At 72.0% G+C, this 17,660-nt stretch carries 18 protein-coding genes and 1 tRNA gene; 12 read left to right on the forward strand and 7 right to left on the reverse strand.

Annotated elements, in window-relative coordinates; all coding sequences use genetic code 11:
* Positions 1–84: 84 nt before the first annotated feature.
* Together ACQP2H_RS00270 and ACQP2H_RS00275 are read left to right on the forward strand one after the other, a co-directional pair.
* A complete protein-coding gene (locus ACQP2H_RS00270; RefSeq protein ID WP_208565216.1) occupies positions 85–663 on the forward strand; it encodes a YceI family protein in 579 nt (192 codons plus the stop codon).
* A gap of 237 nt (positions 664–900) precedes the next feature.
* Positions 901–2,379: a glutamate--cysteine ligase gene (locus ACQP2H_RS00275; protein WP_219465436.1), complete on the forward strand. Its 1,479-nt coding sequence runs from the start codon at positions 901–903 to the stop codon at positions 2,377–2,379.
* A 136-nt stretch (positions 2,380–2,515) separates the two neighbouring features.
* Here the strand turns inward: ACQP2H_RS00275 and ACQP2H_RS00280 are convergent, their stop codons facing one another.
* Positions 2,516–3,919 (reverse strand): hypothetical protein, encoded by a 1,404-nt coding sequence (locus tag ACQP2H_RS00280; RefSeq protein ID WP_433230335.1) that lies wholly within the window; start codon positions 3,917–3,919, stop codon positions 2,516–2,518.
* Between the two features lie 112 nt (positions 3,920–4,031).
* On the opposite strand from ACQP2H_RS00280, the gene ACQP2H_RS00285 reads away from it, so the two are divergent.
* Positions 4,032–4,712, forward strand: coding sequence for a PASTA domain-containing protein (locus ACQP2H_RS00285; protein WP_433230338.1), 681 nt, complete (start codon positions 4,032–4,034; stop codon positions 4,710–4,712).
* Between the two features lie 142 nt (positions 4,713–4,854).
* A complete protein-coding gene (locus ACQP2H_RS00290; protein ID WP_219465439.1) occupies positions 4,855–5,589 on the forward strand; it encodes a PASTA domain-containing protein in 735 nt (244 codons plus the stop codon).
* Between the two features lie 78 nt (positions 5,590–5,667).
* Here the strand turns inward: ACQP2H_RS00290 and ACQP2H_RS00295 are convergent, their stop codons facing one another.
* Together ACQP2H_RS00295 and ACQP2H_RS00300 are read right to left on the reverse strand one after the other, a co-directional pair.
* Complete coding sequence (locus ACQP2H_RS00295) at positions 5,668–6,231, reverse strand: hypothetical protein (RefSeq protein WP_433230342.1); 564 nt, start codon at positions 6,229–6,231, stop codon at positions 5,668–5,670.
* A 101-nt stretch (positions 6,232–6,332) separates the two neighbouring features.
* Positions 6,333–6,617: a hypothetical protein gene (locus tag ACQP2H_RS00300; protein ID WP_219465440.1), complete on the reverse strand. Its 285-nt coding sequence runs from the start codon at positions 6,615–6,617 to the stop codon at positions 6,333–6,335.
* A 634-nt stretch (positions 6,618–7,251) separates the two neighbouring features.
* Between ACQP2H_RS00300 and ACQP2H_RS00305 the strand changes: the two genes are divergently transcribed.
* The 3 genes from ACQP2H_RS00305 to ACQP2H_RS00315 all read left to right on the forward strand — a co-directional run bounded on the left by ACQP2H_RS00305 (position 7,252) and on the right by ACQP2H_RS00315 (position 8,874).
* Positions 7,252–8,133, forward strand: a complete 882-nt coding sequence (locus ACQP2H_RS00305) for a helix-turn-helix domain-containing protein (protein WP_219465443.1) — start codon at positions 7,252–7,254, stop codon at positions 8,131–8,133.
* The gene (locus tag ACQP2H_RS00310) at positions 8,103–8,324 is read left to right on the forward strand and encodes a DUF397 domain-containing protein (protein WP_091253343.1); all 222 of its coding nucleotides are present in this window, start codon (positions 8,103–8,105) and stop codon (positions 8,322–8,324) included. Before ACQP2H_RS00305 ends, ACQP2H_RS00310 begins: the two co-directional genes overlap by 31 nt.
* A 154-nt stretch (positions 8,325–8,478) precedes the next feature.
* Positions 8,479–8,874 carry a hypothetical protein gene (locus ACQP2H_RS00315; protein WP_219465444.1) on the forward strand — a complete coding sequence of 132 codons (396 nt, stop codon included), beginning with the start codon at positions 8,479–8,481 and terminating at the stop codon, positions 8,872–8,874.
* On the opposite strand, the gene ACQP2H_RS00320 is transcribed toward ACQP2H_RS00315, so the two are convergent.
* The 4 genes from ACQP2H_RS00320 to ACQP2H_RS00335 all read right to left on the reverse strand — a co-directional run bounded on the left by ACQP2H_RS00320 (position 8,842) and on the right by ACQP2H_RS00335 (position 11,695).
* Positions 8,842–9,462: a hypothetical protein gene (locus tag ACQP2H_RS00320; RefSeq protein ID WP_255597800.1), complete on the reverse strand. Its 621-nt coding sequence runs from the start codon at positions 9,460–9,462 to the stop codon at positions 8,842–8,844. The genes ACQP2H_RS00315 and ACQP2H_RS00320 overlap by 33 nt on opposite strands.
* Before the next feature lie 158 nt (positions 9,463–9,620).
* Positions 9,621–10,427: a WecB/TagA/CpsF family glycosyltransferase gene (locus ACQP2H_RS00325; RefSeq protein WP_219465445.1), complete on the reverse strand. Its 807-nt coding sequence runs from the start codon at positions 10,425–10,427 to the stop codon at positions 9,621–9,623.
* Positions 10,424–11,497: an NAD-dependent epimerase/dehydratase family protein gene (locus tag ACQP2H_RS00330; RefSeq protein WP_357532731.1), complete on the reverse strand. Its 1,074-nt coding sequence runs from the start codon at positions 11,495–11,497 to the stop codon at positions 10,424–10,426. The genes ACQP2H_RS00325 and ACQP2H_RS00330 overlap by 4 nt, the downstream gene beginning before the upstream one ends.
* A gap of 112 nt (positions 11,498–11,609) precedes the next feature.
* Positions 11,610–11,695, reverse strand: a tRNA-Leu gene (locus ACQP2H_RS00335).
* A gap of 228 nt (positions 11,696–11,923) precedes the next feature.
* Here ACQP2H_RS00335 and ACQP2H_RS00340 point away from each other — a divergent pair.
* From ACQP2H_RS00340 to ACQP2H_RS00360, 5 genes are all read left to right on the forward strand, one after another.
* Positions 11,924–12,721, forward strand: coding sequence for an FhaA domain-containing protein (locus ACQP2H_RS00340; protein WP_208565226.1), 798 nt, complete (start codon positions 11,924–11,926; stop codon positions 12,719–12,721).
* A 6-nt stretch (positions 12,722–12,727) separates the two neighbouring features.
* Positions 12,728–13,216 carry an FHA domain-containing protein FhaB/FipA gene (locus ACQP2H_RS00345; protein ID WP_433230349.1) on the forward strand — a complete coding sequence of 163 codons (489 nt, stop codon included), beginning with the start codon at positions 12,728–12,730 and terminating at the stop codon, positions 13,214–13,216.
* Positions 13,213–14,637: a PP2C family protein-serine/threonine phosphatase gene (locus ACQP2H_RS00350; protein WP_219465447.1), complete on the forward strand. Its 1,425-nt coding sequence runs from the start codon at positions 13,213–13,215 to the stop codon at positions 14,635–14,637. The genes ACQP2H_RS00345 and ACQP2H_RS00350 overlap by 4 nt, the downstream gene beginning before the upstream one ends.
* A 92-nt stretch (positions 14,638–14,729) precedes the next feature.
* Positions 14,730–16,157 carry an FtsW/RodA/SpoVE family cell cycle protein gene (locus tag ACQP2H_RS00355; protein ID WP_208565229.1) on the forward strand — a complete coding sequence of 476 codons (1,428 nt, stop codon included), beginning with the start codon at positions 14,730–14,732 and terminating at the stop codon, positions 16,155–16,157.
* Positions 16,154–17,659, forward strand: a complete 1,506-nt coding sequence (locus ACQP2H_RS00360) for a peptidoglycan D,D-transpeptidase FtsI family protein (RefSeq protein ID WP_433230353.1) — start codon at positions 16,154–16,156, stop codon at positions 17,657–17,659. The genes ACQP2H_RS00355 and ACQP2H_RS00360 overlap by 4 nt, the downstream gene beginning before the upstream one ends.
* Position 17,660: the final 1 nt, after the last annotated feature.

A 17,660-nucleotide genomic window follows, 5' to 3' on the forward strand; every position in this document is an offset into this window, starting at 1 on the left:
GCTTGACACGGGGAATATTGTTGCGGCTATAGTTGCTCAGGCAGTCGTTGGGCTACTAAACAATCTTCCCCGGAGGGCAGTTACATGACCAGCACCGAGTCGGTTACCCGCGACTGGGACGGCCTGACCATTCCCGCCGCCGGCACCTACCTGCTGGACGCCGCGCACAAGCGGGTGGGCTTCGTCGCCCGGCACATGATGGTCAGCAAGGTACGCGGCGAGTTCGCCGACGCGACCGCCACCATCACCGTCGCCGAGGACCCGTTGCAGTCCGCGGTCACCGCCACCATCCAGGCGGCCAGCATCAACACCGCCCAGGCGGACCGGGACGGCCACCTGCGCAGCCCCGAGTTCCTCGACGTCGAGCAGTTCCCGACGCTGGAGTACCGCAGCACCGCCGTGAAGTCCCACGACGGCAACGAGTTCGTCCTGCTCGGTGACCTGACCATCAAGGGTGTCACCCGTCAGGTCGAGCTGGAGGTCGAGTTCGAGGGCGTCGGCCGCACCCCGTTCGGCACCGACGTGTTCGGCTTCACCGCCAGCACCGAGATCGACCGTGAGGAATTCGGCCTGACCTGGAACGTCGCCCTGGAGACCGGTGGCGTGCTGGTCGGCAAGAAGATCAAGATCGAGATCGAGGGCGAGGCCATCCGGCAGGCCTGAGCCACCCCGTCCTCGCGCCCCCGCTCTCCACGAGCGGGGGCGCGACGCGTACGGGTGTGGATTGTCACTGACCGGCGACGGCGCTCCCGGTGCCGGGGCGACGGCGGCGGGGTAGAGAAGGCGGCAAGCGCATACCCGGTGGGCACTGGCCCCGGCGCGTGGGCGCTCTTACCGTTGTGGTTCACACTGCGCACCGGGACGCTCACCGTCCCGGGCGTCTCACGCCGGGAGGAAACAATGGGTAGGGACGTCGAGCAGGGCGCCTTCTCCCGGGAGGACCGGATCCGCTACCGGCAGAAGGTACGGCGGTGCCTGGACGTCTTCGCGTTGATGCTCGACGACTTCGGCTTCGACGCCGACCGGCCGATGACCGGCCTGGAGATCGAACTCAACCTGATGGACCCGGACGCCGAACCGGCGATGCGCAACGACGAGATCCTCGCCGCGATCGCCGACCCGCTCTTCCAGACCGAGCTGGGACAGTTCAACCTGGAGCTGAACGCGGCACCCCGGCTGATCGAGGGGGCCGGGTTCGCCAACTACGAGACCGACCTGCGCAGCAGCCTGGACCGGGCCGACGAGCGGGCGGCCAAGTCGGACGCCCGGATCGTCATGGTCGGCATCCTGCCCACCCTGACCGAGCAGCACCTGGTGGCCGACAACCTCTCCACCAACGAGCGCTACCGGGTGCTCAACGACCAGATCGTCGGTGCCCGGGGCGAGGACATCGAGCTGGACATCCGGGGGGTGGAGCAGCTCCGTACGCACACCGACTCGATCGTCCCCGAGGCCGCCTGCACCAGCCTCCAGTTCCACCTCCAGGTGGCCCCGGACAGCTTCGCCGACTATTGGAACGCCTCCCAGGCCATCGCCGGTGTCCAGGTCGCGGTGGGCGCGAACTCGCCGTTCCTCTACGGCCGCCAACTGTGGGCCGAGACCCGGATCGCGCTGTTCCAGCAGGCCACCGACACCCGCCCGGACGAGCTGAAGGCCCAGGGGGTACGCCCCCGGGTGTGGTTCGGTGAACGCTGGATCACCTCGATCTTCGACCTGTTCGAGGAGAACGTCAGGTACTTCCCGCCACTGCTGCCGATCTGCGCCGACGAGGACCCGGTCGAGGTGCTGCACGGTGGCGGCGTCCCGCAGCTGTCCGAGCTGCGGTTGCACAACGGCACCGTCTACCGCTGGAACCGCCCGGTGTACGACATCATGAACGGCCGTCCGCACCTGCGGGTGGAGAACCGGGTCCTGCCGGCCGGCCCGACCGTGGTCGACATGCTGGCCAACGCCGCCTTCTACTTCGGGTTGGCGCGCGGGCTGGCCGAGTCGGACCGGCCGATCTGGAGCCAGCTCACCTTCAGCTCCGCCGAGGAGAACTTCCACGCCGCCGCCCGACGGGGCATGGACGCGGTGCTGCACTGGCCCCGGCTCGGCGAGGTGCCGGTCACCAAGCTGGTCCTCGACACCCTGCTGCCGAAGGCGGCCGTCGGGTTGGACCGGTTCGGTGTCGCCCCCACCGAGCGGGACCGCCTGCTCGGCATCATCGAGCAGCGCTGCCGTACCGGCCGCAACGGCGCGGTCTGGCAGACCGAGACGGTGTGGGCCGCGCAACGGCACCGCAACCTGGACCGCGACGCCGCGCTGCACCACATGGCCAACCGGTACGCCGAGCTGCAACGCAGTAACGAGCCGGTGCACACCTGGCCGGTCGGCTGATCCCCTTTTCCCGCCTGCCCTTTTCCGCCCCGCCCCACCCCTTCCGGTGCCCCGACGAGTCGGAGGGCCGGGAGAGACGCGGGTCGGAGAGGGCCGGGAGAGACGCGAGCCGGGAGAGGGCCGGCATCCGGGAAGGTCAGGGGGTGCGGCGTCCGGGGCGGGGCCTGGGCACGCCGGGCGGGTCCGCCGGCAGGCTGGCCGGCGACCCGGTGTCCTGCTCCGGAGACCCACTGGCCGGCAACCCGCCGGTCGGAGACCCACCGGCTGGCAGCCCACCGGCCGGCGGAGCCGTCGGGGCGGCCCGACCCCGGCGGACCGGCCGGGCCCGTCCCACCGCCGAGGGCGTCGGCTCCCCGACCGGGGTGTCGGTCGGGGTGGCCGGGGGGTCCGCCGGGGCGGCCGTGGGATCGGCACGTGTGTCCGGGTCGACACGGGCGTCCGGGTTGGCCTGAGCGCCCACGTCGGTGCGGGCACCCACGTCGGCGCGGGCGTCCTGGTTGGCCCGCGCGTGCTGGTCCGCAGGGGCGTCCAGGTCCGCAGGGGCGTCCACGTCGGCGCGGGTGTCCGAATCGGACGGTGGGACCGGATGGGTGTCGGCCGGCCGGTCGTCCAGCTCGCCGGTGCGGGGGTGCGGTACGGATGCCGTCCGCGCGGCGGCACGCCGCTCGGCCCGCTGGGCGAGCGAGGCCACCAGCACCGACCCGGCCGCCCCGACGATGACCGCGTACGGCGCGACGAGGTGGGCCGAGACCTGGGCCGGCGAGATCGTGGCCAGCCGGGGGACGGCGAGGAAGTAGGCGACGGCGACGAGCAGCGGGCCGGCGGCACCGGAGACCACCGCACCGAGTCGCAGCTCCGCCCTACGGGCGGCCCGCCGGGCGGCCAACGCGCCGATCAGCAGCGCCGAGCCGAGGGCGAGCAACGCTCCTGGCCAGTAGAGGTGGTCCCGCAACCAGAAGCGGGGGCTGTCCTGGGCGATCTGCCAGATGCCGAGTTGGGCGCTGGTCAGCCCCCGTCCGGCGAGCACCCCGTCGACGACGGAGACCACGGCCAGCAACCAGAGCCAGCCGACGGTGGCGGTCACGTTCGTCGCCGCGGCCCGGGAGTGCAGCGTCCACACCGCCACCACCAGCCCGATGAGTACGCCGACCCCGGCGTATCCGGCCGCGACGGTCTGCGGCGAGAAGGTGTCCGGCACGGAGGCGGCCCGGGACGGCACCGCGACCAGCAGCACGGTGATCAACGCGCCGACCGCGCCCGCCACCGCGAGGGTGACCCGGTGCAGGGCACCGCCGGTCTCGACGTCCGTACCGCGTTCGTGCAGCCGCTGGGCGCAGACCGCCCCGCCGACGGTGGAGACGGCGGCGATCCAGGTCGCCCAGGCGAGACTGGCGAACCAGGACGGCTCGGTGGCCCCGACGTCGACCGGTGCCCAGTTGATGATGCCCAGGCCGTAGCCGAAGCCCAGTTGCGCGGCACCCACGCCGGCGGCGACGCCCACCGCCGTGAGCACCGATCCTCCCCAGCTCCGTCCCGCCATGCCGGGACTGTAGCGTCCCCTGGTCGGGGCGGCGAGTCGGACGAGCGGCGGAGCACGGCCGGTGACCGGTGGGCAGCGGCCGGTACCGTCTCGGGGACGAGGCGGGAGCGGCATGGACGACGAGTACACCGAACAGGACACTGCGGAACGCGACCGGCCCGGCCGGGGCAGGCTGCTGCTCGGCGGCACCCTGGCGACGGTGCTGCTGGCCGCCGTCGGTGGCACCGTCGGGTGGGTGCTGGCCGACCCCGGTACCCCCGACACGGGGGCCACCCCGGCGGCGGCGGGCCCCGGACCGGCGAGCCCGTCCGCCGCGCCGACCACCGCCCCGCCGACCACCGCGCGGGCCACGACGCCCCCGCCGCCGCCCGCCGCGACCAAGGGTGGCCTGACCGTGCCCCGGCTGGTCGGTCTCGATTTCGAGAAGGCGCGCGACGAACTGCACGACCGCAAGCTCGGCTGGCGGCTGGTCTTCGGCACCGGCTCCGGGCGGACGGTGGTCCGTACCGTGCCCGCCCAGGACACCTCGGTCCGGCCGGGCACCACGGTGCGGGTCGAGGTCAGCGGGCCGGCCCCCGAGGTCGAGGTGCCGGACCTGGTCGGCGAGGACTGTTCGGACGCGGCCGACGAGCTGGGTGACGTCGGCCTGTTCCCCCGGTATCCGACCGGGAACCGGGGCGAGGTCACCGCCCAGGTGCCGGCGGCCGACGCGACCGCGCACTGGAACGACGCGGTGGCGATCTCCTGCGGTGACGGTCCGACGCCGACGGCCGAGGCGACGCCGACGGGGTAGGGGGCGGGTCGTCGCGTCCATCCCGGTGGATGGTGCCTCCGACCGTTACGTTGGGGGCCGAGGGCCACGACCGTCTGGCCGGCCGGGGACACCGACTCCGGGTCCGGGGCCTACCGCCCGCCAGGTGGCGAGAGGACGTGCGATGAGCGACGACCGCCAGGAGCCACCCGCCGACGACGCGACCCGCCCGCTGCCACCGGCACGACCGGGGGCCGGTGGGCCGCCCGACGCCACCGCCCGGCAGGAGCCGGTGGACGCGACCCGTCCGTTGCCGCCGGTCGGTGGCGGGCCGGCCGGTTCGCCGGTGTGGTCCGGGCGGGCCGGGGTGCCACCGCCGCGTCCGGACGAGCCCCGGGAGCCGGCCGAGTGGTACGGCGAGGATCAGCGCGGCCGGCGCTGGTGGACGCCGATCCTGCTGGGCGTCCTCGGGTTGCTGCTGCTCGGGCTCGTCGGAGCAGGGATCTGGCTGGCCCTGCGGGCGGTGGATTCCCCGTCGGACGAGACACCGACCCCACCGCCGACCGCCCCGACCACGACCGCCCCGACCCGTGCCCCGACGACGAGCGCGCCGACCACCGCAGCGCCGACGACTCCGCCGACCACCCCGCCGACGACCGGCCCCGCCGCCATCGCGGTGCCACCCCTGGTCGGGCTCTCCCAGGAGACCGCGGAGAACCTGCTGGGTCGACTCGGCCTGTCCTCCCGGGTGCAGACGCGGGAGTCGGACCGGCCGGCCGGCACCGTCCTGTCCACCGACCCGGGGCAGGGTGAACTGGTGTCGCCGGGGGACGAGGTGACCCTGGTGGTGGCCGCCGAGCCGACGGCGTCGCCGACCGGGGCCGGCACCGCCACGCCGACGGCCAGCCCCACCGGGTGACGGTTCCGCCGCCGGCCCGGGTCGACGTCCGTCGCCGCGCCACCCTGCCGTCTGGTGCCTACCGGGCCCGTCGGGGGCTCACCACATCCGGCGTCGGGTGCCCACCAGACCCAGACCGGCCAGGGAGATGGCCAGCCCGAGCAGACCGGAGTAGAAGAGCGACTGGGCGACGGTCTGCGGGTCGTCCGAGGGACGTCGGGGCTCGGTGAGCGTGGACGTGCCGCCGCCCACCCCCGACTGCGCGCCGTTCGGGTCGGCCATCGGTCCGGCGGCGGCGTCGGCCGGTCCGCCGGGGCCAGGGGCGGCCGGTTCGCGGGCGGCGGCGTCGGCCGGTCCGTCAGGGCCAGGGTCGGCCGGTTCGCGGGCGGCGGCGTCGGCCGGTGCGCCCGAACCTGTGTCGGCCGGTGCGGCGGAGCCGGGGTCGGTGGGCGCGGCGGTGTCGCCGGCCGGGAGGTCGCCCTGCCCGACCACGGTGATCTCGGGCGCCGGTACCGGCTCGGCGAGCCGGGTGGCCGATGTGGCCGGGTAGTGGGTCACCACCGCGACGGTGATGACCGCGCCGATCAGGGCGAGCAGTCCGAAGGCGTATCGGATACGGGACCTGTGGTGCCGCCGCGCGGCGGGCAGATTGACCATGGCCATCCCAGGTTCAGGGGCCGGAACGCGCGGGGTGGAGACGTTCGCCGGGGTGGGCGTACCGAGTCTATGGCGGCGGTACGCCCTCCGACCTGGTAATCGGGGAGTCAGCCCACCGCGATCGGTGCGCGGTTGACCGGCCGGCGCGAACGGGCGGGGTGCTGACGGGGCACGGTCGCCGCCCGGAGCTGGGTCAGTCCGGCCTGCTGGACGAAGATCGACCGGCGGCTGACGGCGTCTCCCGACGCGTTCAGCTGGTAGCCGTCAAGCCAGAGCCAACCGTCGTACGTCGGCCAGTCGAGCACCCGGATCACCCGGAAGGTGATCGGCCTGAGGAACTGCACGCTGGCGGCACGCGTCACGTGCAGAACGTCACCGGAGCGGGGAAGCACATGGGCTCCTGGGAGGGTATGGCCGGCGTCGCGGGCCGGCCGGTGCGGAACGGGGACGAGGTGCGGGTCCGGCGACGGGGTTGTGCCTCGCGGGCCGGTGCTCGATGTGGTGCTGGTCGGGCCGTACCCGCTGGTGGTGGATCGCCACCCGACCATCACCCGGCTGCTCACGGGTGTTACCGCTCCCACCGCCGCAGCCTCCGGGCGTGCAGCGGTGGGGTCATCAACCCGAGGCAGGTCTCGATGACACAACTGGTCCGGGGCGCCCGCCGGCCCGTCCGCTCCCCCGGTAATGATCACTCGGTGAGATCGGTCGAAAGCGGTGAGTTACTCGAACCATACGGACAGACTGCATCAGCGTCGTGCTAGATGCAAGTTGCACGTCGACTTTTGCCGATACGTGAGTGCGACACGTGAACCGGGCGCTTGATCACGCCGACTCCGGGGCGGCACACTGGACGCCGGTTCCGCCCGCCGCGGCCGGTCGGCGACCGGGCTCCACCCCTGCCGCGAACGATGCCCGCCGCCCACGGTCGCGCCCTTGGCGGTAATGGACGCGGGCGCGATCGACCGGAGGTAACCGGGTGGGCCCGAGGCACCAGCTTTCCCCGTCAACAGGACCCGGGGCGCCCCGATGAGCGAACGGCGGAGCCCGACCATCCGGCGTCGCCGGCTCGGGGCCGAGCTGCGCCGGCTGCGCGACGGTGCCGGGATCACCATAGAGGCGGTCGCCGAGCAGTTGGAGTGCTCCGCCTCCAAGGTCTCCCGGATCGAGACCGGTCACACCTCGGCGACCCCGCGTGACGTCCGGGACATGCTCCGCATCTACGGGGTGGTGGGCGCGGAGAGCGAAGAGCTGGTGCAGATCGCCCGCGAGGCGCGGCAGAAGGGCTGGTGGCACCCCTACAGCACGGTGCTCGTCGGGGCGTACGTCGGCCTGGAGGCGGCGGCCGGTTCCATCCGGGCGTACGAACAGCAGGTCGTGCCCGGTCTGCTGGAGACCGAGGAGTACGCCAGTGCGATGATCCAGGCGGCCCGTCCGGACATCTCTCCCGATCAGGTGCAACAACGGGTGCGTGTCCGATTGGGCCGTCAGTCGTTGTTGACCCAGGACGATCCGGTCGATCTGTGGGTGGTGCTCGATGAGGCGGTGTTGAGTCGGCCGGTGGGCGGCGACGCGGTGATGCGTGGTCAGCTCAGACGGCTGGTGGAGGTGGCCGAACTGCCGAACGTGACGCTGCAGATCCTGCCCTTCGAGGTGGGAGCGCACGCCGGCATGGACGGGACCTTCACGATTCTCGGTTTCCCCGACTCGGTTGATCCGGATGTCGTGTACGCGGAGAACGCCACGGGTGGGCTCTTCCTGGAGAAGAGCGACGAGCTACAGAAGTACAACTTCATCTTCGATCAGATTCAGGCAGCGGCCAGGCGACCGGAGGAGTCCATCGCACACATCGCAGAACTGGCAGAGGAGCCGTTGTGGAAATGGCGACCAAGAGGTTCCCCGAGGACCTGACGCAGGCGACCTGGTTCAAGAGCTCAAAAAGTGGGCCGAACTGTGACAACTGCGTCGAGGTAGCTTACGTGATCGGGGCGGTCGGGGTGCGGGACTCGAAGGACAAGACAGGTCCCGCCCTCGTATTCGCCCCCGGGGAATGGAACGCCTTCGTCGCCGACGCTCGGAACGGCGCGTTCGGCCAACACTGACCAACGCAGCGTGGCGTTGACCGCGGGTCGGTCGGGGGACACTCCCCGGCCGGCCCGTCGCCACTTGCGCCCCCGCATCGTTGAACCCCTCGGTACGGCGCTGGTCGATGACCCGCCACACGCGGCGGCAACCAAGCGAGGCAGGCGAGAGCACATGACGACGATCGGTTCAGAAAACCTCACCCACGGCCCGGGCCGGGTCGAGCGCTTCGGCGGCAAGTACCGCAGCGCCCGCCGCGACACGATGCTCACCGAGGTGGGCGCCGGCGACACCGACTTCGATGACGACGGTGTCCTCGCACCCGAGCAGGCCGGGCCACCGATGACGTCGCTCGACCCGAACCCGCTCGCCGAGCCGTCGTTTCCCAGGGACACCTGGGAAACGACGGCACCCGAGTCGATGATCGACCACCCGCTGCTGCGTGGCCTGCTGCTGGAGTTGCCGCCCAAGGGGAGCGTACCGCCGCCCGGCTGGCTGGACCGGTGGTTCGAGGCGACCCGGGCGATCTTGGAACTGCTATACGTGCAGGGAGCCGGCCGCAGCCGGTGAGGCGGGCAGGCCGACCAGCGCGGGTCCGGTGCCCGGCAGCGTCCGCTCCGTGAGCCGGTTGTGCCGCAGGCCGTGGCGTACCCCGATGGCGAGGACGGCCAACCCGCCGAAGGTGAGCGCGACCCCGGTGACCCCGTTGCCGGCACCCAGGTCCAGCCCGGCGGCGGTGAGCAGCCCCGGCACGGTGGCCAGCGCGGTCACCTGCACCGGTAGACCGACCAGCGGGTGCCCGGCGGCGGCCCGCAGACCGTACGGCGCGGGCGTCTCCGGCGCGGCGGCGAACGCGCCCGCGCCCGCCCGCAACCGGCGGACCCGGCGCACCGTGCAGACCGCCACCGCGAGCGCCGGCACCGCCACCAGTGGGAGCTGCCCGGCGGCCCGGTCGACCGGGGTGTCCCCACCGCTGACCGTGCCGGCGACCAGCACCGTCGCGGTCAGTGCGAGCCCGGCCACGGAGAGGGCGAGCAGCCATCCGGTACGCCGTCGCAGCGCGCGGGCCCGATCCAGCCGGGGGAGGCCGTCCGCCACGACGCCGGCGGCGAGCCAGACGGCGGCGATCGACAGCAACACGATGAGATGCCCATCCATGGACACAGCCTTGCCCACAACGGCGGGCGGCGAATCCGGGACGAGCCCCTGTTCCCACCCCGGAGCATCCCGTAGGGGTGGCCGTGTCCCGGCCGGTCGGCCCAGCGGCACGGAACCGACCGGGTCGTCGTCCCGGCCGGTCGTCCGCAGTGGACGGATCAGACCGCGAAGGTCGCCGGCCGTTCGGTGGCCGGGGCCGGCGGACGGGCCTTCCACAGGCCGGTCTTCTGGCCGGCGAGGCGGGTCAGGTAGGCGGGGTTGAGGATGACGTACCGCCGCCAGAGCCGCTTCGGCTCCAGGCCGAGCCGCCAGAACCACTCCAGGCCGGCCCGCTGCATCCACGGCGGCGGCTGCCGGAGCAGGCCGGCGTGGTAGTCGAAGGCCGCGCCGACGGCCATCAGCGGCATGTCCAGCAGGGGTCGCATCGCGTACGTGAAGACCTCCTGGCGGGGGCAGCCCAGGCCGACCAGGACCAACCGGGCACCGCTGGCCCGGATCCGGTCGGCGATCTCGACGTCCTCGCCGGGCTGCACCGCGCGGAACTTCGACGGCTCCACCCCGGCGATCTTGAGGGCCGGGAACATCCGCTCCAGCGCCGGGATCAGCTTCGCCAGGGTCTCCTCGGTCGAGCCGTACAGGTAGACCGGCAGGCCCTCGTCGGCGAAGCGGCGCAGCACGTGCAGGGTCAGCGTCGGGCCGTAGACCCGGTCGGCCAGGCCGGCGTGGTGCAGCAGGTTGAGCGCCCAGCGCACCGGCTGGCCGTCCGGGGTGACCACGTCGAAGGAGTTGAGCCGGGCGTTGTGCGCCGGGTCGAGCACCCCGGTCATCACCCCGTGCACGGCCAGCGCGGTCAGCGCCAACGGCCGGCGGTCCCGGGCCGCCGCGACGACCTGCTCGGTGGCCGAGGCGTAGTCGGTGGCGTCGACCAGGACGCCGAGGACGTTGCGCTTGCCCTGTGCGGTCATGCTCCCGGCACCCACTTGTCGACGTTGGCCTGGTAGATCTCCCGCATGATCATGGGTACGTCGTAGACCTGCTTCCAGCCCGGGTAGTCGGCCTGGAACGCCTCGTTCGAGCCGATCCACCACTTGTGGTCGCCGATCCGGTTCGCATCGACGTACTCGGTGATCATCTCCTGGCCGGTGATCTGCTCGGCCAGGGCGAACGCCTCCCGGTTGGAGGTGTTGGAGTGCCGGCCGCCACCGAGGTTGTAGACCGCCGCCGAGCGGGGCGCCCGGAAGAACGCCTCGAACGCCGACACCACGTCGGAGCTGTGGATGGCGTCGCGCACCTGCTTGCCCTGATAGCCGAAGATCTTGTAGGTGCGGCGCTCCATGTTGGCCCGCATCACGTACCCGAGGAAGCCGTGCAGCTCGGTCGCGGAGTGCGCCGGGCCGGTCAGCGTGCCACCCCGGAAGCAGGCCGTGCGCATGTCGAAGTAGCGGCCGTACTCCTGCACCATCACGTCCGCGGCGACCTTGGAGGCCCCGAAGACCGAGTGCAGGCAGGCGTCGATCGACATGTCCTCGCGGATGCCCTGCTCGTACGGGTGGCCCGACTCGATCTCCCAGCGGGTCTCCTGCTCCACCAGCGGCAGGCTGTTGGGGCGGTCCCCGTAGACCTTGTTGGTCGAGCAGTGGATCACCGGCGCCTCGATGCAGTGCTCCCGCACGTTCTGCAGGACGTTGAGGGTGCCACCGGCGTTGACGTCGAAGTCGGTGAACGGGTCCCGTACCGCCCAGTCGTGCGACGGCTGGGCGGCGGTGTGGATCACCACGGCGATGTCCCGGCCGTACCGGGCGAAGAGCTTGCCGAGGGTGTCCCGGTCGCGGATGTCGATGCTGTGGTGCGCGTACGCCGACCCCAGCTCGTCGGTCAGCCGCCGGACGTTCCACGCGGTCGAGGCCTCGGCGCCGAAGAACTCCTGCCGCATGTCGTTGTCGATGCCGACCACGTCCAGACCGAGCCCGGCGAAGTGCCGGACCGCCTCGGAACCGATCAGACCGCCCGACCCGGTCACCAACGCGACACTCACACGACACCCCTGGTCAAAGGTAGGAGGCTGGAAAAACCACCGGAGCATAGCCTGACGTCCGGTACGCCCCGATACGAAGTGAGGGCCCCGCGACTGCGGAGCCCTCGTCTGGTGGTGGGGATGGGGGGAGTTGAACCCCCACGTCCTTTCGGACACACGGACCTGAACCGTGCGCGTCTGCCATTCCGCCACATCCCCGTGGCACGACCGTCGAACGCGGTAGTGCGCGTCGACTCCGCCGTCTCCGGCGGGCCGGCAACATGCTACCCGGTCCTGCGGTCTCGCCTCGACCGGTTACCGTTCCTGCGAGCGGTCACCCTTCGTGGCGGACGAAAGAGTAGCACGGGCCTGGGGGCCGCTCCGAACGGGCCGCCGCGCGGTGGCCGAGCGGCGCGCGAGCTGCGCGCGCGCCGTCCAGATACCATCATGTCCTCGGGACCCGAGGAGGAGCCGGTGAGCGTGCTGCAACGCTTCGAGAAGCGTCTGGAAGGCCTGGTCGAAGGGGCCTTCGCCAAGGTCTTCAAAGGGGTGGTCCACCCCGTGGAGATCCTCAACGCCATGCAGCGGGAGGCCGAGGCGCACAAGGCCATCCTCGCTGGTGGCCGCACCCTGGTGCCCAACCGCTACGTGATCGATCTCTCCCCGTACGACCACAGTCGGTTGGCGCCGTACGCCGCTGCGTTGGCCCAGGAGCTGGCCCAGTCTCAGGCGGAGTTCATCGGTGAGCAGGCGTGGACGGTCTACGGCGACGTGATCGTCGAGGTCGAGCGGGGCGAGGGGCTGGACACCGGCATGTTCCGGGTCACCGCTGAGGTCTACACCGGCGGCGAGGTCGCCCCGGTGTCCTCCCCGGGCGGCTACGACCCCGGCCCGCCGGCCTACCCGGCGTACGACCAGGGCGGCGGCTACGGCCCGCCGCCCGGCCACGGCGGTGGCGGCGCGCGCAACGTCCGGCTGGTCTCGGGCGACGGCCGCACCTATCCGTTGCAGATGGGCTCGACCGTGATCGGCCGGGGCGACCAGGCCAACCTGCGCCTGCCCGACGTCGGGATCTCCCGACGGCACGCCCGGCTGGACTTCGACGGCGGCCAGGTGGTGCTGACCGACCTCGGGTCCACCAACGGGACCATGGTCAACGGCCAGCGGGTCTCGGCGGTCGCCCTCAACCCGGGCGACATGATCCAGCTCGGCACCACGACGCTGACCTTCCGCGTGGACGGCTGACCCGCCTTGCCGGAACTCGTCATCACCGTCGCCCGGTTCGGGTTCCTCATCCTGCTGTGGATCTTCGTGTTCACGGTGGTGGGTGTCATCCGTCGGGATCTGTTCGCCGGTGCCCGGTCGGGCCGGCTGGTGGCCGCGCCGCGGGGGGTCGGCGCCTCGACCCAGCAGCAGGCGGCGAAACCGGCGAAGGCGAAGCGGGGCCGGGCGGCCCACCAGTTGGTGGTCACCGCCGGCCAGCTCGCCGGCACCCGGATCACCCTCGGCGAAGCGCAGATCACCATCGGTCGGGCCGAGGACTCCACCCTCGTCATCACCGACGACTACGCCTCCGCCCGGCACGCCCGGCTGGTGCCCCGGGGCGGTCAGTGGTTCGTCGAGGATCTCGGCTCGACTAACGGCACGTACCTCGATCGCGCTAAGGTCACCGGACCAACCCCCGTCCCCCTCGGCGTGCCGATCCGTATCGGCCGCACCTCTCTCGAATTACGGCCATGACTCTGACCCTGCGCTATGCGGCCCACAGCGACCGCGGTCTGATCCGAGACGGAAACCAGGACTCCGTCTACGCCGGGCCGCGGCTCCTCGCCGTCGCCGACGGCATGGGCGGCATGGCCGCCGGTGACGTCGCCAGCAACATCGTCATCGGTGCCATGGCGCCGCTCGACGAGGACGTCCCGGGGGACGCGCTCGTCGACGCGCTGCGATCGGCCGTGGGCACCGCCAACCAGCAGCTCCGCGACACCGTGGACGCCAACCCGCAGCTGGAGGGGATGGGCACCACGCTCACCGCGACCCTCTTCTCGGGCAGCAAGCTCGGCATGGTCCACATCGGCGACTCGCGTGCCTACCTCCTGCGCAACGGCGAGTTCGCCCAGATCACCAAGGACGACACCTACGTCCAGATGCTCGTCGACGAGGGACGGATCAGCGCGGAGGAGGCGAGCAGCCACCCCCAGCGCTCGCTGCTCACCCGCGCCCTCGACGGCCGGGACATCGACCCGGAATACAGCGTCCGGCAGGTGCTGCCCGGGGACCGCTACCTGATCTGCAGCGACGGCCTCTCCGGTGTGGTGAGCGCGGAGACCATCGGCGACAGCCTCCGGGAGTACACCGACCCGCAGCAGTGCGTCGAGCGGCTGGTGCAGCTGGCCCTGCGCGGCGGCGGCCCGGACAACATCACCGTGATCATCGCGGACGCCACCGACCAGGACATCGTCGAGGCGAGCCCGATCGTCGGCGGGGCCGCCGCCCGGGACCGGGGGATGGCCACCGCGGCCGACGACTCCACCCCGGCGGCCCGCGCGTCGGCGCTGGCCGCCCCGCGACCGCCCGCCCCGGAGGAACCCGCCGCCAACCGGGACGACGACCCGGAGCGCCCCCGCCGGCCGCTGCGTACCGTGGCGATGCTGGCGGCCCTGCTGGTCATCCTCGGTGGTGGCCTCTTCGCCGGCTGGAGCTACACCCAGCGGCAGTATTACGTCGGGGCGACCGACAACGGGCAGCTCGCGGTCTTCCGGGGGGTCCCCGGCCAGGTCGCCGGCCTCGACCTGTCCAGCGTGAACTCGACCAGCCAGGCCAAGCTCGACGACCTGACCCTGGCCGCCCAGGAGCAGGTCAAGCAGGGCATCCAGGCCAAGAGCCGGCCGGACGCGCTGCGCCGGTTGGCCGAGCTGACCAGCGAGGACCCGGGCAACCCGAACCTGAAGCCGGTCTGCCCGCCGGTTCCCTCCCTCGTCACCGGCTCCCCGGTGCCGGCGAACTCAACGGTGCCGCCGAGCCCCGGGGCGACTAGCCCCGGCGCGACCGGCGTGCCGATCGTCACCGGCACCCCCACGCCGCCCACCACACCCGACGCCTCGGCCTCCGACGCGGTTCCGCCGGCCGGAGACCCGGCGGGCTGCCGGTCGCCCGAGTGACCGCCGGCTGAGATCCGAGGGACACCTTCTTGACCGCAGCGGCCCAGCCGGTAGTCTCGCCCGCCACGACGGGCGAGCGGCCCGGCGTACGTATGGCGCGGTCCCGGCGTAACGCCGAACTGTCCCTGCTGGCGCTGGCGATGGTGCTGGTGGCCGCGTACGGGGCGATCGTCGAGGCGAACCTGCTCGACACCGTCACCCGCGACTTCTGGATGCCGGCCGCCGCGCTGGGGCTGGTCTTCTTCGGTATGCACCTGGTGATCAGGTGGTTGGCACCGTTCGCCGATCCTGCCCTGCTACCGGCGGTGGCCCTGCTCAACGGCATCGGGGTGGGCTTCCTGCGTCGCCTCGACCTGGGCAAGGCCGCTCCCGCCGACCGGGAGACGCTGGCCATCTTCGCCGGCACCGGTGGCCGCCAGCTGGCCTGGACGCTGGCCGCGGTGATCCTGGCCGCCGGGCTGCTGGTGGTGATGCGCGACCACCGGGCGGTCTCCCGGTACGCGTACACGCTGGGGTTGGCCGGCATCGTGCTGGTGATGATCCCGGCGGTGCTGCCCGGCCGGTTCTCCGAGATCAACGGCGCGAAGCTGTGGATCCGGGTCGGTGGGTTCAGCATCCAGCCCGGTGAGTTCGCCAAGCTCGCACTGCTTGTCTTCTTCGCCTACTACCTGGTCCGCAAGCGTGAGGTGCTGTCGCTGGCCAGCCGCCGCGTCCTCGGCATCGACTTCCCGCGTGGCCGGGATCTCGGCCCGGTGGTCGGGGTCTGGCTGATCAGCCTGCTGGTCCTGGTCTTCGAGAAGGACCTCGGCACGTCGCTGCTCTACTTCGGCATGTTCGTGGTGACGCTCTACATCGCCACCGAACGGGTCAGTTGGCTGCTGATCGGTCTCGTCCTCTTCTTCGGCGGCGCCTACCTCGCGTACGTGCTCGGTGGCACTGTGGGTGGGCCGTTCGCCAACTTCTACACCCGCGCGGAGATCTGGCTCGACCCGTTCGCCGAGCCGTACGACCGGGGTTACCAGCTGGTGCAGGGGCTGCTCGGCCTGGGCAGCGGTGGCCTGTTCGGGTCCGGGCCGGGTGCCGGGGAGCCGCTGGAGATCCCCGAGGTGCAGAACGACTTCATCTTCGCCGGCATCGGTGAGGAGATCGGCCTGTTCGGGTTGACCGCGCTGCTGGTGGTCTACCTGCTCGTCGTCGAGCGGGGGCTGCGGGCCGGGCTGGCGGTGCGGGACTCGTTCGGCAAGCTGGTCGCCGGTGGTCTCGCCTTCACCCTGGGGCTCCAGGTCTTCGTGATCGTCGGCGGGATCAGCAAGCTCATTCCGCTGACCGGTCAGACCACCCCGTTCCTGTCCGCAGGTGGCTCGTCGCTGATGGCGAACTGGCTGCTCATCGCGGTGCTGCTGCGTATCTCCGACGCCGCCCGGCGGCCGGTGGCCCAGGGTGGCGGCCCGGCGGCCCGGCCGGGTGGCGGCCCGCCGGAACAGCTGCACGGTGCTCCCACGGAGGTGATCCGCCCGTGAACGCGCCCCTGCGCCGCGTCGGCGTCGTCGTCATGGTCCTGTTCGGTCTGCTCTTCGCCAACCTGAACTGGATCCAGGCCTACAAGGCGGACGAATACCGCAACAGCGACTACAACGGCCGGGTCCAGGTGGCCGAGTACGAGCGCCGGCGGGGCAACATCGAGGCCGGCGGCACCGCCGTGGCCACCAGCAAGGAGACCGGCGGCAAGCTGAAGTTCCAGCGCAGCTACCCGTCGGGGACGAAGTACGCCCACGTGCTCGGCTACAAGCCGGTCAACCTGGGTGACACCGGCATCGAACGGCTGGAGAACGACTTCCTCGCCGGCACCAGCGACGCCCTGCTCGGCAACCGGATCAAGGACATGTTCACCGGCGACGAGAGCGGCGGCGGCAACGTGCTGCTGAGCATCTCGAAGCGGGCCCAGGACACCGCCTACGAACAGTTGCGCAACAACCGCAACGGGGTGAAGAAGGGCGCGGCCATCGCCATCGACCCGCGTACCGGTGCGGTGCAGGCGCTGGTCTCGATGCCCAGCTTCGACCCGAACCCGCTGGTCGACCACGACACCAACGTGGCCTCCGCGGCCTACAACAAGTACGAGCAGGACCCGGACGGCCCGCTGAAGAACCGGGCGCTGTCGGAGGTGCTGCCGCCCGGCTCCACCTTCAAGATCGTGATAGCCGCCGCCGCCCTGGAGAACGGGGTCGGCAAGGACACCGAGATCCCGGCCGGTCCCAGCTGGACCCCGCCGACCTCGGGCACGCCGATCCGCAACGCCGCCCCGTCGATCTGCCCGGAGGCGCAGGTCACCCTGATGGACGCGGTCACCGAGTCGTGCAACACCGGCTTCGCCCAGCTCGGCGTGAAGCTCGGCGCGGACACGGTGAAGGAGAAGGCCCGGCAGTTCGGCTTCGAGCAGGACGACCTCACCGTCGGGCAGCTCGGCGAGGGGGGCCTGCCGGTGGCGGCCAGCCGGACCGGCGACATGCAGAACCCCGACGGCGGCACCGACCCCGCCGCGCTGGCGCAGTCCTCGATCGGCCAGAACAACGTCCGGATGACCCCGCTCCAGGGGGCGCTGATCGCCGGTTCGGTCGCCAACAAGGGCCGGCAGATGCGTCCCTACCTGGTCAAGCAGCTCCTCGGGCCGGACCGCACCACCAGCTACTACAACGCCCAGCCCCGGGAGCTGCGCCAGCCGGTCAGCGGTCAGGTCGCCGACGACCTGCGGGACATGATGGTCAGCGTGGTCAAGAACGGCACCGGCAGCTCGGCGGACATCGACGGCTACACCGTCGGCGGCAAGACCGGCACCGCCCAGTCCGCCCCGGACCGGCCCGACCACGGCTGGTTCATCGGCTTCGCGCTGGACAAGAACGGCAACGCCGTCTCCGCGGTCTGCGTGGAGCTGGAGCAGGCCGGCAGCGGCGGCAGCGCCGAGGCGGCCCGGATCGGCGGCAAGATCATGCAGGCGGCCATCGCCGATGCGGGGGGCCGCTGAC

This window comes from Micromonospora sp. CA-248260 (assembly GCF_050942205.1).
Lineage (GTDB): Bacteria > Actinomycetota > Actinomycetes > Mycobacteriales > Micromonosporaceae > Micromonospora > Micromonospora antibiotica.